General features: G+C 40.0%; 18 protein-coding genes. 12 read left to right on the top strand and 6 right to left on the bottom strand.

What is annotated here, in order from left to right:
• The coding region (locus tag AC33VI_RS16775; RefSeq protein ID WP_491783405.1) for a cobaltochelatase subunit CobN at positions 1–1,729 on the top strand (1,729 nt) is incomplete at its 5' end.
• Here AC33VI_RS16775 and AC33VI_RS16770 read toward each other — a convergent pair.
• Positions 1,726–2,244 carry a molybdenum cofactor biosynthesis protein MoaE gene (locus AC33VI_RS16770; RefSeq protein WP_491783404.1) on the bottom strand — a complete coding sequence of 173 codons (519 nt, stop codon included), beginning with the start codon at positions 2,242–2,244 and terminating at the stop codon, positions 1,726–1,728. The genes AC33VI_RS16775 and AC33VI_RS16770 overlap by 4 nt on opposite strands.
• Positions 2,245–2,483: 239 nt before the next feature.
• Here AC33VI_RS16770 and AC33VI_RS16765 point away from each other — a divergent pair, with 239 nt between their 5' ends.
• The 3 genes from AC33VI_RS16765 (at position 2,484) to AC33VI_RS16755 (ending at position 3,730) form a co-directional block, all read left to right on the top strand.
• Positions 2,484–2,987, top strand: a complete 504-nt coding sequence (locus tag AC33VI_RS16765) for a hypothetical protein (RefSeq protein WP_491783403.1) — start codon at positions 2,484–2,486, stop codon at positions 2,985–2,987.
• A gap of 104 nt (positions 2,988–3,091) precedes the next feature.
• A complete protein-coding gene (locus tag AC33VI_RS16760) occupies positions 3,092–3,334 on the top strand; it encodes a hypothetical protein (protein ID WP_491783402.1) in 243 nt (80 codons plus the stop codon).
• A 27-nt stretch (positions 3,335–3,361) separates the two neighbouring features.
• A complete protein-coding gene (locus AC33VI_RS16755) occupies positions 3,362–3,730 on the top strand; it encodes a c-type cytochrome (protein WP_491783401.1) in 369 nt (122 codons plus the stop codon).
• Between the two features lie 5 nt (positions 3,731–3,735).
• On the opposite strand, the gene AC33VI_RS16750 is transcribed toward AC33VI_RS16755, so the two are convergent.
• Positions 3,736–4,275, bottom strand: coding sequence for a protein-tyrosine phosphatase family protein (locus tag AC33VI_RS16750; RefSeq protein WP_491783400.1), 540 nt, complete (start codon positions 4,273–4,275; stop codon positions 3,736–3,738).
• A gap of 68 nt (positions 4,276–4,343) precedes the next feature.
• Here AC33VI_RS16750 and cofH point away from each other — a divergent pair, with 68 nt between their 5' ends.
• From cofH to AC33VI_RS16715, 7 genes are all read left to right on the top strand, one after another.
• Positions 4,344–5,486, top strand: coding sequence for a 7,8-didemethyl-8-hydroxy-5-deazariboflavin synthase subunit CofH (cofH, locus tag AC33VI_RS16745; RefSeq protein WP_491783399.1), 1,143 nt, complete (start codon positions 4,344–4,346; stop codon positions 5,484–5,486).
• 122 nt (positions 5,487–5,608) lie between these two features.
• On the top strand, positions 5,609–6,547 hold the full coding sequence (locus tag AC33VI_RS16740; RefSeq protein ID WP_491783398.1) for a UDP-glucuronic acid decarboxylase family protein: 939 nt from the start codon (positions 5,609–5,611) through the stop codon (positions 6,545–6,547).
• A gap of 197 nt (positions 6,548–6,744) precedes the next feature.
• Positions 6,745–8,091 (top strand): UDP-glucose dehydrogenase family protein, encoded by a 1,347-nt coding sequence (locus tag AC33VI_RS16735; protein ID WP_491783397.1) that lies wholly within the window; start codon positions 6,745–6,747, stop codon positions 8,089–8,091.
• A gap of 376 nt (positions 8,092–8,467) precedes the next feature.
• Positions 8,468–9,043 carry a TerD family protein gene (locus AC33VI_RS16730; protein ID WP_491783396.1) on the top strand — a complete coding sequence of 192 codons (576 nt, stop codon included), beginning with the start codon at positions 8,468–8,470 and terminating at the stop codon, positions 9,041–9,043.
• 143 nt (positions 9,044–9,186) lie between these two features.
• Positions 9,187–9,843, top strand: coding sequence for a tellurium resistance protein TerA (locus tag AC33VI_RS16725; RefSeq protein ID WP_491783395.1), 657 nt, complete (start codon positions 9,187–9,189; stop codon positions 9,841–9,843).
• Between the two features lie 97 nt (positions 9,844–9,940).
• A complete protein-coding gene (locus AC33VI_RS16720) occupies positions 9,941–12,892 on the top strand; it encodes a calcium-translocating P-type ATPase, PMCA-type (protein ID WP_491783394.1) in 2,952 nt (983 codons plus the stop codon).
• 237 nt (positions 12,893–13,129) lie between these two features.
• Positions 13,130–13,984 carry a DUF72 domain-containing protein gene (locus AC33VI_RS16715; RefSeq protein ID WP_491783393.1) on the top strand — a complete coding sequence of 285 codons (855 nt, stop codon included), beginning with the start codon at positions 13,130–13,132 and terminating at the stop codon, positions 13,982–13,984.
• Between the two features lie 638 nt (positions 13,985–14,622).
• Here AC33VI_RS16715 and AC33VI_RS16710 read toward each other — a convergent pair.
• Complete coding sequence (locus AC33VI_RS16710; protein WP_491783392.1) at positions 14,623–15,135, bottom strand: phosphoribosyltransferase; 513 nt, start codon at positions 15,133–15,135, stop codon at positions 14,623–14,625.
• Between the two features lie 97 nt (positions 15,136–15,232).
• Here AC33VI_RS16710 and AC33VI_RS16705 point away from each other — a divergent pair, with 97 nt between their 5' ends.
• Entirely contained in the window at positions 15,233–16,804 is a 1,572-nt protein-coding gene (locus AC33VI_RS16705; RefSeq protein ID WP_491783406.1) for an MFS transporter, read from the top strand.
• 91 nt (positions 16,805–16,895) lie between these two features.
• Here AC33VI_RS16705 and AC33VI_RS16700 read toward each other — a convergent pair whose 3' ends face one another.
• From AC33VI_RS16700 to AC33VI_RS16690, 3 genes are all read right to left on the bottom strand, one after another.
• Entirely contained in the window at positions 16,896–17,528 is a 633-nt protein-coding gene (locus AC33VI_RS16700) for a pentapeptide repeat-containing protein (RefSeq protein WP_491783391.1), read from the bottom strand.
• 10 nt (positions 17,529–17,538) lie between these two features.
• On the bottom strand, positions 17,539–18,912 hold the full coding sequence (locus AC33VI_RS16695; protein WP_491783390.1) for a DICT sensory domain-containing protein: 1,374 nt from the start codon (positions 18,910–18,912) through the stop codon (positions 17,539–17,541).
• 94 nt (positions 18,913–19,006) lie between these two features.
• Positions 19,007–20,185 (bottom strand): photosystem II high light acclimation radical SAM protein (locus tag AC33VI_RS16690; protein WP_491783389.1); only part of this gene is annotated, 1,179 nt, incomplete at its 5' end.

The following is a 20,185-nucleotide window of genomic DNA, read 5'->3' as shown; positions in this document are numbered from 1 at the left end:
ATTAAAAGAAGCCCAAATTAGAGATGGTTTGCATATCTTTGGGGAATGTCCCCAACAAGAACAATTGAGAGATTTAATAATTGCGATCGCTCGTTCGCCTAGTTATAACCGTATCGGTCTTACTCAAGCCATTGCCCAGGATTTAGGTTTTGATTTCGATCCTCTTTCGGAAGACTGGGCTGGGGGACTGGGAGACTGGGAGACTGGGAGACTGGGAGGCTGGGATAATTATAGAAAGCAATTACAAGAGGCGAGAAATAAAGGAGATGCGATCGCAATTTTGGAGAATATAGCGATCGATCTTGTAGATAACGTAATTCAGAACAAACCTCTGTACGGGCGTTTCGAGAAACGCTCCTCTAAGATTTCTGACCAAATAGACTGGATAACCAATACTTTATTACCCAATCTCAGCCAAAGCGAGCGCGAAATTATCAATCTCATTCGAGCTTTAGACGGCGAATATATACCAAGTGGGGCATCGGGCGCGCCAACTAGGGGTAGACCAGAGGTATTGCCGACGGGACGTAACTTTTATTCCGTCGATATTCGCGGCATTCCGACAGAAACAGCTTGGGAAGTAGGGAGCAAAGCAGCAGAAGCAGTTATCGAACGCTATACTCAGGAAAATGGCGAATATCCCCAATCTTTGGCTATTTCCATTTGGGGTACTTCCACTATGCGGACTGGGGGAGATGATATTGCCCAGGTAATGGCATTAATGGGAGTTAGACCAGTATGGGATGGTATTTCCCGTCGAGTGGTAGATTTTGAAGTTTTACCCGCATCTTTATTAAATCGCCCCCGCGTTGATGTGACTGTTAGGGTATCGGGCTTTTTTAGAGATTCTTTTCTCAATATTATTAATCTACTCAATAAAATCACCCAAACCGTTGCCGATTTGCCAGAGTCAGCAGAAATCAATCCTTTATCGGATCTAGTCAAACAGGAACGAGAATTATTAGAATTACAGGGCATAGACTCAGAAACAGCCCAGAAACGGGCAGGCTATCGGGTGTTTGGCTCAAAGCCTGGTGCTTATGGGGCGGGAATGCAAGGATTGATCGAAGGGCAAAATTGGCAGAGTGACGCAGATTTAGCTAGAGCTTATCTCAATTGGAGTTCTTACGACTACGATGGTAGCGGTCAAGGTTATGCTGTACCCGAATCTTTTCAACGGCGTTTAAAACAGCTACAGATTGTCCTGCACAATCAAGATAATCGCGAACACGATTTACTAGACTCCGACGATTACTATCAATTCCAAGGGGGGATGACGGCTGCGGTGCGTAGCCTAACGGGTCAAAATCCCACTGTTTATTTTGGCGATAATTCTCAACCAGTTAACCCCAGAGTGCGTAAGTTAACTGAAGAAATAGCCAGAGTTTATCGATCGCGAGTTATTAACCCGAAATGGATCGCAGGAGTGATGCGTCACGGCTATAAAGGGGCGTTTGAAATGGCAGCTACAGTAGATTATTTATTTGCCTACGATGCTACTGCTAATTGCGTGGCAGATTTTATGTATGAAGGAGTGGCAAAGGCTTATATTTTTGACGAGAAAGTTCAAGAATTTATTCAAGCTAAAAATCCTTGGGCGTTACGAGATATGGCAGAAAGACTCTTAGAAGCCCACCAAAGAGGGTTATGGCAAGATGTAGATTCTCAAATTATCGATCGCCTTAAAGGGGTTGCCAATCAAGCAGAAGGAGAGATCGAACAGATTTAACAATCTTGTTGTTCGCAAGCACCAATAGAAACCCAAGAACCAGAAACAACTTTTTTACCAGTTTCCGAATCAAACACCATACTGTACTCTTTCTTCCAAATTGGAGCATTATGTTTTAAAGTATCGATCGCATACCGACAGGCTTCAAATGCTTCTCCCCGATGGGGGCAACCTACGGCAACAATGACGCTAATTTCTCCAATCGCGAGCTTGCCGATTCGATGGTGAATCACAACTCGGTTGACATCTTGCCATTGCTGTCTGATTTTTTGGGCAATGGAATCAAAGACAGCGATCGCCATCGGCTGATAGGCTTGATATTCTAGATACTCTACTGGTTCACCGTCTGTCTGATTGCGTACTGTACCACTCATCACTACTATTGCCCCATTAGCTGGATCGTCCGCTAGGTTATAGGTTTCTGCTATGTCAAGAGGGGCGAAGGTAATAGCGAAGTCATCTTGAGGATTGCGATCGCCAGATTGAAAGACAGGAGAGGAACTGAGATTAACCATAAACCATGCTAGCTTCTTAAATATATTCTCTATGGTAATTCTTTTTGATTCCTTGGCAGAGTATTATGAAAGATTGAATCTCAGACTGAATAAATTACTATGGATAGCGATTTGATTCCGTTTCTAGGGGGAATAGGATTATTAATCCTCTATTTAATATTTTCAGCAGCTACCGAAATGGGTACTAAATTACCCTGGAAAAAATAATTGTTATCCCTTGGAATATTTAGATTTTAATTATGACTAGCGATCAACAGCCATATCCTACCTCCCTTACCGATTTACCTTCTTTAGAATTAAGTCTCAATATTTTGCTAGATCGTCAGGAAAAAGACTGGGGATGTTTTCAAGTAGTTAAAGAAGGACAATTCTATTCGTTATATATTCCCACTCTCGATAGTTTTAAACTGTTCAAAAATCCTAAAAGCGAAAACTATAAGGGATATTGGCGCAATCCTTTGTCTGAAAACCTACCCGATCCTAAAAACCGCGACCATAAACCAGATATCTTTCTGCGCAACCGCAGCAAACAAGTAGACCAAAGAAAGAAAAACTCTCAAAACATTATTCGCAAAAAACAACGGGTTATTGATGTCAAGTATCGTTTTAATGCTTGTCCTGAAATGTATCGTCTCAATCAACTGATAGCCAAATTAATTCGCGATCGCATTGCTAGCAATCTGACTTTCGATCTTGGTGTGGAAATCGAGCCTTTGGTATTAGCAACAGAAGTAAAAGATTAATTCCCCAAAATGTTACTAGTTGTCTCTTGAAGATAATGCGTTTAATTAAGTCGCAAAATCGGTAACAATATAGATAACACTATACTATTGAGCAAAAATCACCTATGGCATCCGATAACAAAAAGCGCATCCGAGAGCATCTAGCTAAAAGCTCTGGGGGTGAAATTAATTTTCAGCGTCTACCCCAAAACTATGATCCAGAAGCTGACTCCACTCAAATTTCTAGTACCAAACAAAGTCGCCAAGAGCATATAGAACGTTCTAAAGGAAATTACGATTTAACGGCTGGTAACAAGCAAGATCGTAAAAATCGCATTATGAATCACATCAAGATTACCAGAGGTTAACGGGTAATTTATCTCAAAAACAAAATTATGTTAACCAAAATTTTTAATGGGATAGCTCGTAAATTAGCCATAATTGCGATCGCCTTGTCTGCTGTCTTATTTTTTCTCAGTACTCCGACTTTAGGGGATACATTACTCAATTTAGATAATGGCGCAAAGATATTTAAGGCTAATTGCGCTGGCTGTCATGTCAAGGGGGGAAACATCGTCAGGCGAGGTAAGAATTTAAAAATGAAAGCTTTACATCGTTATCAAGTGGATACTCAAGAAGGGATTGTAGAATTGGTAACTAATGGTAAAGGTATCATGTCTGCTTATGGCGATAAATTAACTCAGCCAGAAATAGCCGATGTTAGTGCATACGTTTTAGAACGAGCAGAACAAAACTGGAAATAGTATGATTAATTAAAAGCAGCACGACAATCTTTTAGTAGTTCTTCTAATTGTTGTCTGACTTGCCAAGGATTTTTTCCCCATAGCAAAGCAGCAAACACGGCTTCTTGCGGTAGTCTTTTTTGTTCCCTGACAGCAACCAAAGCTTGTCGATTGGACATTCCTCGCTGACTGACAAGCCAAGCAGCTAAAACTATTCCCGTACGCCCTCTACCACCAGCACAATGTACTACTACTTTTTGTTTTAGGCGATCGCTGTCTTGAAGAAAAGGTATAATTTTCTCAATCAAAACTTTAGACCGAGGAATTTGAAAATCTGGAATTGGTTGCCATAAAACCGATTTATCAGAAAGCTGTTGTCGATACCTTGCTAATAGATCGATTTCGTATCTATTCAAAGTTTTGGGTTCTAATAAACAACATACGCGCTTTATGTGTTGGGTTTTCATCAAATCAAGCCAACCCTCGACTGATTTGGCTGAATATTTTGGTTTTGCAGCACCAAAAACAATTTTCTCTCGTTCGGCAGCAGCAGCAAATTTATACATAGTTATATCTTCAACACGACCGAATACTATAAGCTAAAAATATTTTAATAGTTTGATTTAATAAACAAGTGGTTTATCGAGTTAAGAATACGAATATAGTTACAGATATATTAGCTAAAGCGATCGCAGGACAAGACATTTCTGTAGCAGAAGGGATTAGTTTAATTCAACAGCAAGATCCAGAAGTAAGACAAAGGATCTCAGAAACTGCTAATCTTCTTAGACAGCAACAGGTAGGAGATACTGTAACTTATGTAATTAACCGCAATATCAACTTTACCAATATCTGCGAGCAACATTGTAGTTTTTGTGCTTTTCGGCGGGATGCGGGAGAAGAAGGTTCTTTTTGGCTCAATACAGAGCAAATTCTCGCTAAAGCTGCCGAAGCAGTCACCATTGGAGCGACAGAGATATGTATGCAAGGGGGACTAAATCCCCAGGCAAAACTCAAGGGAAAATCTTTGGCTTATTATCTCAAACTAGTTGAAGACCTTAAAAGCAATTTCCCCGATTTACACCTTCATGCCTTTTCTCCGCAAGAAATTCAGTTTATCGCCAGAGAAGATGGTCTTAGCTACCAAAAAGTTATGTTAGCTCTCAAAAGCGCGGGATTGGGTTCGATGCCAGGGACTGCCGCCGAAATTTTGGACGATCGCGTCAGAAATATAATTTGTCCTGAAATAATAGATAGTGGGACTTGGCTAGAAATAATTAGCTTGGCTCATCAGTTGGGCATACCCACCACTAGTACTATGCTGGCTGGTCATGTAGAAACCCCACAACAGCAAATCGAACATCTAAATAAATTGCGACAACTACAGCAAAAAGCGATCGCCAATAACTATCCTGCCAAAATCACCGAGTTCATTATCTTACCTTTCGTGGGAGAAGAAGCTCCCGCACCGTTGCGGAAGAGAGTTGGTAGAGATCAACCCCATATCCCTGATATATTGCATTTAACAGCAGTGTCGAGAATCTTTTTAGGACAGTGGATCGTCAACCATCAACCAAGTTGGGTCAAGATTGGTTTGGCAGGAGCAAAACAGGCTCTCGACGGAGGATGTAACGATATTGGTGGGACTTTAATGGAAGAACACATCACCACTATGGCAGGGGCAAAAGGCGGAACTTGTATGTCTGTAGCAGATTTACAACAAGCGATCGCTAGTATCCATCGTCCCTACGCTCGACGTAACACCACGTACAACTAGTCAATAGTTTTATCTCAAAAACACAAACGTAAGTCAAAGATGTTAAGAAACTGATTATTTCCAACCTTGCTACCTTGGTTTAAGATTAGTTCTGAATATAGTTAAATTATAAATCTAATTCCATGAGAGTATTAGTAACTGGCGGTGCTGGTTTTCTGGGGTCCCATCTGATCGATCGCCTGATGAAGCAAGGTCATGACGTGATCTGTTTGGATAATTTTTTCACTGGTCATAAACGTAATATTAGACATTGGCTGGACAATCCTTATTTCGAGCTAATTCGTCACGATATTACCGAACCAATTCGTTTAGAAGTAGATCAAATCTATCACCTTGCTTGTCCTGCTTCTCCAATTCACTATCAGTATAATCCCGTTAAAACTATTAAAACTAATGTTATTGGAACATTAAATATGTTGGGGTTAGCTAAGCGAGTCGATGCCAGATTCTTGTTAGCTTCTACTTCTGAGGTCTATGGCGATCCTGACGTACATCCTCAAACCGAAGAATATCGTGGTAACGTAAACACCATTGGTATTCGCAGTTGTTATGACGAAGGAAAAAGAGTTGCCGAAACCCTAGCTTTCGACTACCATCGTCAAAATGGTGTTGATATTCGAGTCATGCGTATTTTTAATACCTACGGTCCTCGAATGTTTGAAAATGACGGTCGTGTAGTTAGCAATTTTATCGTTCAAGCTCTCAAAGGAATTCCTCTAACTGTTTATGGCGATGGTTCACAAACCCGTAGTTTCTGTTATGTATCAGATTTAATTGACGGTATGATGCGCTTAATGAACGGCGACCATATTGGACCAATTAATATTGGTAATCCTGGGGAATATACAATTCTACAATTGGCAGAAACTATTCAAAAAATGGTTAATCCCGATGCTGAATTGACTTTCAAACCCCTTCCTCAAGACGATCCCTTACAAAGACAGCCCGATATTACTAAAGCGAAAACTTTATTAGGTTGGGAACCAAAAGTAAATTTGACAGAAGGATTAAAGTTTACAATTGAAGATTTCCGTTCTCGTATTGAGAAGGGCGAAGCATAGAAAGACTTCTGGCACTAATGAATCAGAATTGACTAGAAAAATAAAGTCAAATATGAATAAAATTTCATTTTTTATTCATATAAAAAGTAGGTTCGAGAAGTACATACATTAAGCAAGATTATTTGGATAGGTAGAATCGAGGGATTTGAACCTACTAAATACACAACAAACAAAAATACAAGAGGTTAAAGAAGTTTATGCGTGTTTGCGTTATTGGTACTGGATATGTCGGTTTGGTTACGGGTGTTTGTTTGTCTCATATCGGACACGATGTAATCTGTGTTGATAACAACGAAGAGAAAGTTAAGTTGATGCAGTCGGGACAATCTCCTATTTATGAGCCTGGCTTATCAGAATTAATGAAATCTTCAGCCGAATCTGGTAAGTTGACTTTTACCTCCGATTTGGCAAAGGGTGTATCTCACGGAGAAATCTTATATATTGCAGTAGGTACTCCTCCCCTACCCACTGGAGAAAGTGATACCCGCTATGTAGAAGCAGTAGCTCGTGGCATTGGGACTCATTTAACAGATGAATATAAAGTAATTGTTAACAAGTCTACCGTACCCATTGGTTCTGGTGACTGGGTGAGAATGATCGTTCTCGATGGTAACAAGGAATCTGGTAGCAATGTTGAGCCTAGTTTTGATGTAGTAAGTAATCCCGAATTTTTGCGGGAAGGTTCTGCAGTATATGACACTTTTAATCCCGATCGCATTGTTTTAGGCGGGAACAGCGAAAAAGCCATTTCCATGATGCAAGAACTTTATAAACCTCTTGTAACCAGAGAATTTGCAGAAGACAAAAATTTACCTCCCGTACCAGTTGTGGTCACCGATCTTAGTTCGGCTGAGATGATCAAATACGCCGCAAACTCTTTCCTTGCAACTAAAATTAGTTTTATCAACGAAGTAGCTAATATTTGCGATCGTGTTGGTGCAGATGTAACCCAAGTGGCTAAAGGTATTGGTTTAGATTCGCGTATTGGTGGCAAATTCCTCAGTGCTGGTATTGGTTGGGGTGGTTCTTGTTTTCCTAAAGACGTATCTGCATTGGTACATACTGCTGATGACTATGGTTATGAGTCGGAGTTACTCAAAGCAGCAATTAACGTCAACCAACGTCAGCGTTTATTAGCTTTAGAGAAACTTCAAAACGAGCTAAAAATTCTTAAGGGTAAAACTATTGGTTTATTGGGTCTAACTTTCAAACCCGATACTGATGATATGAGAGACGCACCCGCGTTGGATTTGATCGAACAGCTAAATCGTCTCGGTGCGAGAGTTAAAGCTTACGATCCCATTGTTTCCCAATCTGGGCTGAGTCACGGTTTGTCTAATGTCATTATTGAAACTAACGCCGAAATGCTAGCTGATGCTTGCGATGCGGTAGTTTTAGTTACCGACTGGAAAGAATTTGGCAAACTCGATTTTACCAAAATGGCTAAGTTAATGGCGAATCCTTTAATTATTGACGGACGTAATTTCTTAGATCGTTCTAAAGTGGAAGCGGCTGGCTTGCGTTATGTGGGAATGGGAAGATAATTAATAATTAATAATTAATAATTAATAATTAATAATTGCAAAGTTGAGTTTTCTGCTTTGCTTTTTTTTGCTTGTGTTTCTCACTTTTGTGATTTTTGTGAGATTAAATTTTATTGGTTTTTTAATAAACATATTTTTTGATTCAAAAAGAACTCTTCATACCTCACTTATCTAGTTTAAATATCGCTATTTATAAAAAACTGACATTTTTGTCTTGTTTGGCGATTTAGAGTGAGTTTACTATTGATGGAAAGCAAAGGAGTAATACCTGCGTAACCAGATATTGCATTGCAAGGTAATACTTTTTGCTAGTTAACAGCACGTTCGTCTAAGAAAAATCATTCGTGCTGATTTAAGATTCAGGAGAACAACAATTATGGCACTCAGTCTTTATAAAGGACAAAAAATTTCCCTAGCTAAAGTAGTTCCAGGCTTAACCGAGGTGTTTATCGGTTTGGGTTGGGATGTGAATATTAGCGACAATGGCTACGACTTCGATTTGGATGCGTCAGCGTTTTTGTTGGGGAGTAACGGCAAACTAGTTAGCGACTATCACTTTGTTTTTTATAACAATTTGGTTAGTCCAGATTTACATAAATCCGTCGAACACGCAGGAGACAACTTAACTGGTAGTGGCGATGGAGACGATGAGGTAATTAAAGTCAACCTCAAACTAGTGCCTACTGAAGTAGACAAGATTGTCATTACCGTAACCATTCACGAAGCCTTGGAAAGACAGCAAAACTTCGGACAAGTAGAAAATTCCTTTGTGCGGGTAGTTAACGCTAAAGATAGCCGAGAAGTAGTGCGCTACAACCTCTCGGAAGACTTTTCTACCGAAACTGCCATAACTATGGCGGAATTATATCGAGAACGTGGGGAATGGAAAATACAAGCGATCGGTATTGGATCGCAAGGTGGTTTGCAAGGATTATTGAATCGATATCAATAGGATCGCTGGGAAGTAATTGGTGAAGTTCAAAGTGATATCGCTCGTAGCTGTCAGCTATTAGCTATTAGCTTTTAGCCTTTGCCTTTTCTTTTTCTGATTAATCTTTAACCCTTAATCATTTTCTACACTAATAAATTGAAGCAATGGCTATTTCATTAATAAAAAAGGGTGATTTTCATCAAATTGACCTCAATAAACACCATACTCAACCATTAGATATTCGCGTCAATCTTAATTGGGATCGACAAAACGATCGGACTGGATTTATTAGTAGTTTATTCGCTATAAATAAAGCACCAGATTTGGATCTTGGTTGTATGTATGAAACTACTAACGGCTTAAAAGGAGTGATTCAACCATTAGGAAATAGTTTCGGTGCAAAAGATGCTTTTCCTTTTATTTTGTTGGATAAAGACGATCGCACTGGCGCGTCTTCGGATGGAGAAAATATGACCGTCTATCGTCCAGAGATGATTAAACGGATTGTCTTTTTTGCCTTTATCTACGAAGGGGCAAAGGATTTTCAATCAGTTGGTGGCAGAATGTCTTTCGATATTAGCAATGGTGAAAAGGTTTTCTTAGAGTTAAATAATCCCGATCGCGCCCTCGCCAGTCGCTTCAACGGGTCACAGACCCGCAACGCGCTGGCTCGCAACACGACTTTTTGTGCCGCCGCTAGTATTATCAATCGCGGTTCGACTGTCAAGATTACCAAAGAAGAAAGATATTTCAAAAACCATATTGCAGCCGATAACCATTACAAATTTGGCTTCAATTGGAAATACGGTTCTAAACATTGAGTTTTAAGCATCGAACAACTAACGACTAACAACTAACGACTAATGACTAACAACTAACAACTAACGACTAACGACTAACGACTAACAACTAACGAAAATGCAAACACAAACAAAACTAACAAACAATAATTTTCCTTTTAAAGGATTAACCACCGAACAGGTAGAAATCAGCCGTCAAAAACACGGTTTAAATATACTCAAGCCTCCTCAAAAAAATCCTTGGTGGCAATTATTTCTAGAGAAATTTGAAGATCCTGTAATTCAAATTTTGGGTATCGCTGCGATAATTGCGATCGCGGTAGGGATAGTTCAACATAACTATGTCGAGGGAATTGGTATTATTGCTGCTATTCTGTTAGCAACTACCCTGGCTTTTATTAATGAATATCAAGCGGATAAAGAGTTTGATGTTTTAAATCGGGTAGCCGATACTATTCCGACAAAAGTTATTCGTAACTCTAGTTTTACTACTATACCCCGTCAAGATTTGGTAGTAGGAGATATTATTTATCTCGAACAGGGAGAAGAAGTACCCGCAGATGGCATTATTTTATCCGACGTATCTTTTTATGTAGATCAATCGCGAATTACGGGAGAAGCGATCGCAGTGCGGAAATCAAATCAAGCAAATCTAGAAAATAGCGACGAAACTTATCCCGCTAATAGAGTTTATCGCAGTACCTTAGTAGATCGCGGACAAGCCTATATCGAGATTATCGCAGTGGGCGACAGTACCGAAATCGGACAATTAGCCCAAGCTGCTACTAGTATTGATGATGAATTGGTAACGCCTCTCAATCTGCAACTAGAGAAGTTAAGTAAGTTAATTGGTGTCACTGGTTTGGGGTTTGCTACCCTAACTTTTATCGCCCTACTCACCAGAGGATTTATTATGGGTGAATATAGCCTTACTGTTGCCGAATGGTATCGTTTGAGTTTATCGATCGTTGCCGTACTTGCTATCTTAATTCCCGTCTGGCTTCCTGTAATTTACGATGGCTTAGAACTTGCTGGCAAAGAAATCGAGCCTCCCCCTTGGCTGTCAGAAATCGAACTAGTTACTTGGTTGAAGACTGCGCTTGTCGGTTTGGGAATTTTGGTTACAGGTATTGGTTTTGGCTATGTCGTCCATCTTCTACCTAGTTCCCTTAATGAATGGCTGCCCGCTCATTTAGCTAATGCTTTATTAGAGTATTTTATGGTTGCAGTCACCATCATTGTCGTGGCAGTACCTGAAGGGTTGGCAATGAGTGTCACCCTATCGTTAGCATACAGTATGAGAAAAATGGCAGCCGATAATAACTTAGTGCGTCGGATGCACGCTTGCGAAACTATTGGGGCGACTACGGTAATTTGTTCCGATAAAACTGGTACGCTGACTCAAAATAAAATGAAAGTAAGTCATGCCGATTTTCCCAGTCTCAATTCTTCCCTAGCTGATGTACGTCACGATGCTCAACAATTAATCGCCGAAGCGATCGCAGCTAACAGTACTGCTGACTTGGAAATTCTTGCTGATAGTTCTTTACAATCTATTGGTAACGCCACCGAAGGGGCTTTATTACTCTGGCTAGCCGAACGAAATCTGCAATATAACCGCTATCGTCATAATTTTCTGATTCGAGAACAAATTCCTTTTTCTACTAGAAATAAATACATGGCAACTTTGGGTAAGTCAGCGATCAAAAATAACGATGTCTTATATCTCAAAGGCGCGCCCGAACTAGTTCTAAATCGTTGCAGTCGTATTCTTACCGAGTCAGGTTTAAAACCCCTAAATAATCCCGCTGCAATTTTAGCCCAGTTACAAACCTATCAACAGCGAGGAATGCGATCTCTTGCTGTTGCTTATCGTGATTTAACTCATAACGACGAGAAGAATAATATTAGTAATCTTACTTGGCTTGGTTTTGTTGCGATCGCAGATCCGATCCGAGAAGAAGTACCCGACGCAGTGCAAAGCTGTCAGAATGCAGGTATTGAAGTCAAAATTGTCACAGGGGATAATCCAGCCACCGCCAAAGAAATCGCCCATCAAATTGGTTTAACTTCTACTAATGAAAACCAATACGCTTATCTGACTGGAAAAGAGTTTAATAACCTCAACGATGAAGAAGCACAGATTGCAGCCAAAGAACTCAAAGTATTATCCCGCGCCCGCCCGATGGATAAACTACGCCTAGTTAAATTACTCCAAGCCAACGGCGAAGTCGTAGGGGTGACAGGCGACGGTACAAACGATGCAGCAGCATTAAAACAAGCACAAGTCGGATTAGCAATGGGTAGCGGTACTGCGATCGCTAAAGAAGCCAGCGACATTATTTTACTCAACGATTCCTTTGGCAGTATTGTTAATTCCGTCATCTGGGGGCGATCGCTTTATGAAAACATCCAGAGGTTTATTCTCTTCCAACTTACTATCAATGTCGCTGCCTTGGGAATAGTTCTTCTCGCCCCTTTTATTGGCGTAGCCTTACCCCTAACCGTGACTCAAATGCTGTGGGTAAACCTAATCATGGATACCTTTGCTGCCTTAGCCTTAGCAACCGAACCACCTAACCCCAAAGTAATCGATCGCACTCCCCGCCACAAGGATGCCTTTATTATCTCCCCAGAGATGTTACGGAATATTGCTACTGTTGGTTTTAGTTTCCTAGCAATCTTAACTGGCTTCCTACTCTACATCGGCAGAGATGGGGAAATAACCACCTACGAACTATCCCTATTTTTTACTACCTTTGTGATGTTGCAGTTTTGGAATATGTTCAACGCCCGTTGTCTGGGTTCGACTCAATCGGCATTTAAAGGGTTGTTCCAAAATAAAGCCTTTGTTGCGATCGCCTCAGTAATCTTTTTCGGACAAATCCTAATTATTCAATTTGGTGGTAATGTCTTCCGCACCGTTCCTTTATCCCTAAAAGATTGGCTGATTATTACTGGTTCGACTTCCATTGTTTTAGTAATAGGAGAAGTCAAACGTTATTTAACACGACTGGGCAAAATTGGAGTTGAAATGGAGAGAAAAGCGATTTTAAGCAGGCATAAGTAACTCCAAAATTTTATGACTAGATTGACCTCGAGCAAATAAGCTTTCAGCTAAGGACAAGAAATTAGCCAAAGCTTTACGGTTCAAAGAATAAACTCGTTGACTGATAGTTTGCTTTTCTTGAGCAACTCGCCCGTTCCCTTGCCCAGGTCACCGATCTGGGCTTGCCCCGTTTGGCTCGGGGTAAACGCCTTTCGGATTTTAATATAAATAAGTAAATAGATATACAAGAGATAGCAAGTGAATTTTTATTTAGGCTGTGCGGTATGGTCTTATAAAGAATGGGTTGGTAATTTATATCCTCCAAAAAGTCGTCCCACAGATTTTTTAAATTTATATAGCCGACGTTTTACTACAGTAGAAGGAAATACCACTTTTTATGCCATTCCTTCCCCAGAAACAATTCAAAAATGGGTAGTTCAAACTCCCAAAGGTTTTAAATTTTGTCCCAAATTCCACCGTCAAATTACCCATCAAGGCTTACTAATGCCTCGCATCGATCGCGCGATCGCTTTTTTAGACAGAATGGCTGGATTGGGCGAACGCTTGGGTACTTCTTTTATTCAACTACCCCCTAGCTATAGTCCGCAATATTTTGCCGATTTGACAGAGTTTCTTACTGCTTGTAGCCAGATGGGTTATTCTCTAGCAGTGGAAGTGAGACATTTAGATTGGTTTCAACAGGAAAATAGCAGTCGCCTTAATTCTTTGTTAGACAAACTTAATTTAGCCAGAGTGCTGCTGGATACCCGTCCGATTTATAATTGTCCTGACGATCCCCAGGCTTTATCCCAACGTAAAAAGCCCCGACTACCATTAGAAACTAAGGTAACAGGGAATACTGCTTTCGTCCGTTTTATCAGCCATCCCGATCGCCAGTACAATCAATCTTACCTAGAAAAATGGACGGTTAATCTAAATGATTGGTTGTGTCAAGGAAAAAAAATCTATTTTTTCGTTCATTGCCCTCAAGAAGTGCGATCCCCAGCTACGGCAAAATATGTTTATTCTTTATTGAATCAAAAACAGGTCAATATTGCTCCATTACCTTGGAATGGAATCGATCCCCAGCCACAACAACTAAGTTTATTCTAAAAAACACTTTGTAAATAAATGTAAAGTTAATTGCCCAAAATGAAAAACAAATATTTTATTAAGTTTATAATAAGTAGATAAGGAAAGACAAATGAATTTCAAGCAAGGTTCAATTGTGGGACTTCCTAATTTACGACTCAATCAAGATATTGCTTAACAGTTCTATAAAATTCTCTAGAGATGTTGTTTGGCTGACGATATCTCTAGATTTTTATGTATTGATAGCGGAAAAGACTAGAATCTTAACAAAAATTAAGATAGTCTGACAAGACAATGACAAGCTGGGTTTCCCAGGCAAAATGGCTAATTATGACTGCCTGTAAAACTTCACTAATCCATATTGCTGAACTATGATAGAAACAGACGAGAGAGTTAATAGGCTCTAAACTAAAAGCTCTCTGAGTTCTAAATTTACGACTCGATAATATTGCTTAACGGTTCTACTATGGTTGGTTTTAGGGGTGTTGTTTGGCTGACAACGCTCCTAATTTCTTTTAAACTTTTTCCTTAACTAGAATATAAGTTAATAGAAAAACTATATTGATGTCTTCCGTAAATATACTGTTTTTTCGCACTAATTTAAGCAGTTTTATTAAAGCTTTGATGTTTTTTTGCCTAAAATCGCTGATTTTCTTGACCTAATCTTTACAAAAATCTCCAGCAAGCTGGGCAATATTCATCTTTTCATATTTTTCAAAAGGTTGAACTATCCAAGGATTATTATCTAAATAATCGACATAATAATCTGGTGCAATTACAGAAGAACTTTTGTACCAAATTACTGCTGTCTGAAGATCGACGATGGAATCGCTATAATTAGCTTGCAACCATTTAATAGATTCTTTTAAACTAACTCCCGAATCGACTAAATCGTCTACTAATAAAATGCGACTGTTTAGAGGTTCGACAGAAGATAAATGAGTTGAAAATTTAATTGTGCCGCGAGCGCGATTGTTTTCTCCACCATAGGAAGCAGTAGACAAAATAGCTAAAGGAACATCAAATAACCGACAAAAAATATCCCCAACTCGCAAACCTCCTTTTGCCAGACAGACAATTTGGTTAAACTGCCAATGAGAACGATAGACCTTGACAGCTAGAGTTTCAATTTTATGATGATATTCTGACCAAGTAATGTTTAAATCTGTCATATAAAATTAGGAATTTAAAAAATTGGATACTACCGAGAAGACATTAGATCGAGAAAAGCTTAATTTTACTACTAAATTAGCTTATGGTTCGGGGGATATGGGACCTGCGATCGCAGCCAATCTTTTAGTATTTTACTTGTTATATTTTTTTACTAATGTGGCGGGATTAAATCCGAATCTGGCGGGTAGTATCTTAGCTATTGGTAAAATTGGCGATGCCATTAACGATCCTGTGGCAGGAATTTTAAGCGATCGCACTCGCACTCGTTGGGGAAGGCGCATTCCCTGGATGTTGTTTGGGGCGATTCCTTTTGGAATTTTCTTTTTTTTACAATGGATTGTGCCTAGTTTTAGTGCCGATCCTGAAGTTAATAAATGGTGCTTATTTGTTTACTATATCGCGATCGCTATCCTATTTAATTTAGCCTATACGGTAGTTAATTTGCCCTATACTGCCCTAACACCCGAACTAACCCAAGACTATAACGAACGGACTAGTTTGAATAGTTTTCGTTTTGCTTTTTCCATCGGTGGCAGTATCTTATCTTTAATTTTGGCGGGTTTGATTACCGAAGCCTATCCCGATGACTTGCAACAGAGATTTATTGCGATCGGTTTGGTTTCCACCCTCATTTCTATCGTGGCTGTTTTGTGGTGTACTTTTCGCATCCAAGAAAAGGGTGCATCGCCTCTACTAGAACAGTCGGGGAAGAAAACATTAGGATTTGTTTTAACTGCTTTGGGTGCGGTGGGAATTGTCTATGGTATATCCCAAATAATCGGCAGTAATGGAGTTAGTGTCATCGGCATTAGTAGCTTACTAATCGGGGTGCAATTTATTGCCTTTGGTATAACCTTGATTTTTGCCAAAATAGAATCCCACCTCAATAGTACCGAAGCGATCTCTGCCAGGAATGAAGCCAATAATGTCGAAACCATTCCGATCTTTCAACAATTAAAGATTGCTTTTGCTAATAAAGCTTTTTTATATGTAATTGGTATTTATTTATGTTCGTGGCTGGCAGTACAAGCCACTGCTTCGATTTTGATTTACTACGTAGTGGCTTGGATGGGTATGAGTGAAGCCGCATTCCCTACCGTAGCAGTGGCAGTACAGGGAACGGCATTAGTAATGTTATTCTTTTGGAAATTTGTGAGCGAAAAACTCGGTAAAAAAGCAGTTTACTGCATGGGTTCGGCTATTTGGATTTTGGCACAAGCAGCCTTATTTCTGATTCAACCAGGACAAATCAATTTACTCTACATAGCAGCAATTCTGGCAGGATGCGGGGTATCTGTGGCATATCTCATCCCTTGGTCGATGATCCCCGATGTGGTGGATTTAGACGAACTCAACACAGGCAAAAGAAGGGAAGGTATTTTTTATAGTTTTATGGTGTTCCTACAAAAACTAGGTTTAGCATTAGCTTTATTTTTGATCGGCATCGCCTTAGAAGTATCTGGTTTTATCGAACAAGTCCCAGGAGAAGCCATCCCCATACAGCCAGATAGTGCCTTATTCGCTATCCGTGTTGCGATCGCACCTCTACCGACTATGTTTTTAATTATGGGTTTGATTTTGACCTATTTTTATCCCATTACTCAAGAAGTTCATGCAGATATTTTGAGGCAGTTGAAAGAACGTAAAAGTGTTGGTGGAGCGGAATAATATATGATTGCTAAGCTTGATGTGCATTTATAGCTGTTTTTCAATCTGACTGACAACTTCTCCCTCAACATTTAAGAACTAAAACTGGGGTTTACTTAGCGATCGCAGTACCTAAAATACAAGCTCGCTCCAAATTTGCTCCATCAATATTGCTACCCTCCAATTCCGCACAAAGAAGATTAGCACCAGCCAAATTTGCACCAGCTAAATTTGCACCCCGCAAATCTGCTTCTTCGAGATTAGTATCGCTCAAGTTTGCTCCTTGTAAATCTGCTTGAGCCAAGTTTGCTCCTTTCAGATTGGCACTGTTGAGATTGACTCCCCGCAAATCTGTACCTCTAAGATCGACTCCTGTAAGATTTACCCCAGTCAAATTCGCGCCGCTTAAAAATGCCCCTGATAAGGAAGCCCGAGAAAGCTTTGCCCCCATTAAATTTGCTCCCCTAAGATTGCTACCCCGTAAGTCGGCACTACTAAGATCCGCTTGCATTAAGTTAGCACCTAAAAGGTTAGCTCGCAGATCGGTTAATTTTAAACTTGCTCCCAGTAAATTTGCTCCATCTAGTCTAGCTCCTTTTAGATTAGAACCAGAAAAATCAACACCGCTCAAATTTGCTCCAGCGAAATTAATTTTCTCTAGCTGACAATGGGTTAGGTCTTCGTCTTCTAAATCTATTCCTGGAAAGTGTTTTTCTTGTCCCGCACGAATCGTATCTAAGGTCATTAGTAAATATTTAATGTTCGATGTCTAATGATAAATTTTTGTCATTAGAGTCTACCAGCCAGATTCCCGTAGCAATTTTGGGACGATATGCTTGAAGGGTCATACCCTGTTGCATTCCCATTACCAAAAGCGACAAAGCATCTAGTAACTTAGGGTCGTATCTTCTGGCTGCTAAAGCCTGACAATCTTCTAAAGCTTGAGTTAGCGGGTTTTTATCTAATGAATATTGCTTGTATGCTTTCATTTTTTGCTGAAAGTCTGCTAACAAACAAATGATGCGAGATTCTAGAGGAATTGCATCATAAGCTAACCCTGCGGGAATTCCCGAGCCATCCCAAGCTTCTCTTTGATGAGTTAATATTTTAGATATTGCTTCTAATTGGGGCATTACTCGCAATACAGAAGCTTTAGGAAGCGAATTACTTTTATTTAAAACTTCTTTCTGTGCCTGAGATTGTTTATTGCGTTCTTTCATTACTTCTGGGAGACCAACACGGTGCAATAATCCCGAAAGGTACAGTCTTTTGGCTTGCCAAGCAGGAAGATCTAGCAATTGAGCCATTGCCTCTGCCATTGCTGCTACTTCAGAAGCTGCCATCGGATTACTAACATCCGTAGCATCTAGTAACTGAGCCATACGCAAAAAGGCTTGCATTTTGTTAGAAGCAATATTTTCATCTAAATCCCTGAAACCGCTAAAATTAGATGATTTTGCAGGCTCGTGAAGAATTTTTTGGCTGTCTTGCAGGTATTCGACTACTTGGGTGACCACCGCATCTAGATCGTCTCTTTGTCTGATGCCGTGTTCTTCTGTCATGCGAGCTACTTTATCTGACAATAACTCGGCTAATTGAGGATTGTAACTTTGAATGTGGTCGATCGCCAGTTCTACGGTTTCTTTGACTAATTTGGGTTCAAAAGTCCAAAAACCATAAAATTTGCGCTCTAAATCTTTTTGAGGTTTGTTTGCCCCGTAATCCTCATCAGATAATTCCTGACACAATACCATTGCAGTATAGGTGGAAGAAATAATCATTAAATGCCACTCTTCTGCAACGGGATCTTCTGGCTGAAGTTCTACCAACTCAACATTATTTTTTTGGCTTGTAGGATGACTCTCAAAACCAGCATCGGCAGTAGCCATAATCGCAATCTGCTGAGATTTATCTGCTAAATCACTATAGCGGTCTGCTTCTTCTAGATACCACTTACCGCGCTGGAAGGCGGTAATTACAATCGGCGCGCTATGGGAATCTAAAATAAAATCTTCTAACGCATGGCATAAAGCAACCAGCGTATTTTTATAATAGACCCCCAAATTTAAGGGTTGCTTACCGTCGCGGTGAGCCTCATCTAATCTTCTTAATATCGAACCTTCCAGCATAGTAAAAATTGGTTTTTAAATAGAATGCGATCGTCAATTTCTATGTATTAGATTTTGGCAAGATAACGCATTCTGTGGTTAACATAATGTTTTGTCAAACAGTAGCAATCATTTTCTGTTTACCCGATTTTACAGGAGCAGTCAACGCTTCTTCTAGGGGGGCTTTACCTAACTTATTCTCTAGAATTTGCATCACCTCTCTACCAAAGTCGTTGGGATTTTGTTTCCAGGCTTGCAAGCACACTTCCCCAAAGAAAGATCCTAAAGGTTCGGGATTCCACAGTAGCTTTTTCGCCGTCCAAGGCATCAAGCTCATGGGATTGTATCCTGGTTTTAAGATTCCTTCCTCAAAAGCATAGTCTTCTAAATGGGTATGGGGTTGTAAGCCAATAAAGAAAATAGCTGGTTCTACTTTATCTGCGCCAAAAATGGCTTCTAACTCTCGGTGATAAGCAATAGTTTGTCTGATAGTATCTTCGGTTTCATCTATAACGTTAAAAGAATAGTTAACCGATACTAAATCGTTAAACCCTGCTGTTTTTAAGTCCCGACAGTTTTGCAAGACTGTTTTCAAGTTATAGCCCATACGCATTTTACGGACTAATTCTTGAGAACCACTGGTAATGCCAATTTCAAAATAGTTCATTCCAGTTTGTACCATTAGATCTGCCACTTCTGCCGTGACATTATCTGCCCTGATGTATGCAGCCCAATGGATATCTTTCATTCCAGAGTCTACTATTTTTTGTAACAATTCAATAACATCGGGGATATATTTTTTGGCAGGAATGAATTGAGCGTCGGTAAACCAGAAGTTGCGGATTCCCCTGTCATAAAGCTGGCGCATTTCTTTGACCACTTCATCGGCAGGATTGATCCTGACCTGTTTGCCTTCTACCACGGTATAAACGCAGTAGCAGCAATTGTGAGGACAGCCTCGTTTGGTTTGTACCCCAATATAAAAGTCGTTCTCTTGGAGATAGTAGTTAAATTCAGGCCAAATAGACTCTATATAGTCATAGTTACAGGCAGTTTTTTCAATCGGAGTTGGTTGTTCGTGAATCAGCCTGTCTCTAATGTTGTTTTCTCCCACCACATAGCAACGCTCGTCGCGAAACTCTTGGTTGCGGAGAAGTTTTTCTAGGAGTTGTTCTCCTTCTCCAACAGAAACAATCGTTCCTTGGGGTAAATCTTGCTGCAATTGTTCGTAAAATACGCTTACCGCACCGCCTCCAACTACCGCACGAGCTTCAGAATTGTACTTTCTGGCTTT

The organism is Waterburya sp. (genome assembly GCF_058530065.1).
The sequence above is the reverse complement of the archived record's forward strand: the minus strand, read 5'-3'. Positions and strand labels throughout refer to the sequence as shown.

What these genes read in the sequence shown, in the direction of transcription:
- AC33VI_RS16770 (WP_491783404.1), bottom strand. Translation starts at nt 2,244, where the DNA reads ATGGTTAATCTCAGTTCCTCTCCTGTCTTTCAATCTGGCGATCGCAAT.
- AC33VI_RS16765 (WP_491783403.1), top strand. Translation starts at nt 2,484, where the DNA reads ATGACTAGCGATCAACAGCCATATCCTACCTCCCTTACCGATTTACCT.
- AC33VI_RS16760 (WP_491783402.1), top strand. Translation starts at nt 3,092, where the DNA reads ATGGCATCCGATAACAAAAAGCGCATCCGAGAGCATCTAGCTAAAAGC.
- AC33VI_RS16755 (WP_491783401.1), top strand. Translation starts at nt 3,362, where the DNA reads ATGTTAACCAAAATTTTTAATGGGATAGCTCGTAAATTAGCCATAATT.
- AC33VI_RS16750 (WP_491783400.1), bottom strand. Translation starts at nt 4,275, where the DNA reads ATGTATAAATTTGCTGCTGCTGCCGAACGAGAGAAAATTGTTTTTGGT.
- AC33VI_RS16740 (WP_491783398.1), top strand. Translation starts at nt 5,609, where the DNA reads ATGAGAGTATTAGTAACTGGCGGTGCTGGTTTTCTGGGGTCCCATCTG.
- AC33VI_RS16735 (WP_491783397.1), top strand. Translation starts at nt 6,745, where the DNA reads ATGCGTGTTTGCGTTATTGGTACTGGATATGTCGGTTTGGTTACGGGT.
- AC33VI_RS16730 (WP_491783396.1), top strand. Translation starts at nt 8,468, where the DNA reads ATGGCACTCAGTCTTTATAAAGGACAAAAAATTTCCCTAGCTAAAGTA.
- AC33VI_RS16725 (WP_491783395.1), top strand. Translation starts at nt 9,187, where the DNA reads ATGGCTATTTCATTAATAAAAAAGGGTGATTTTCATCAAATTGACCTC.
- AC33VI_RS16720 (WP_491783394.1), top strand. Translation starts at nt 9,941, where the DNA reads ATGCAAACACAAACAAAACTAACAAACAATAATTTTCCTTTTAAAGGA.
- AC33VI_RS16710 (WP_491783392.1), bottom strand. Translation starts at nt 15,135, where the DNA reads ATGACAGATTTAAACATTACTTGGTCAGAATATCATCATAAAATTGAA.
- AC33VI_RS16705 (WP_491783406.1), top strand. Translation starts at nt 15,233, where the DNA reads ATGGGACCTGCGATCGCAGCCAATCTTTTAGTATTTTACTTGTTATAT.
- AC33VI_RS16700 (WP_491783391.1), bottom strand. Translation starts at nt 17,528, where the DNA reads ATGACCTTAGATACGATTCGTGCGGGACAAGAAAAACACTTTCCAGGA.
- AC33VI_RS16695 (WP_491783390.1), bottom strand. Translation starts at nt 18,912, where the DNA reads ATGCTGGAAGGTTCGATATTAAGAAGATTAGATGAGGCTCACCGCGAC.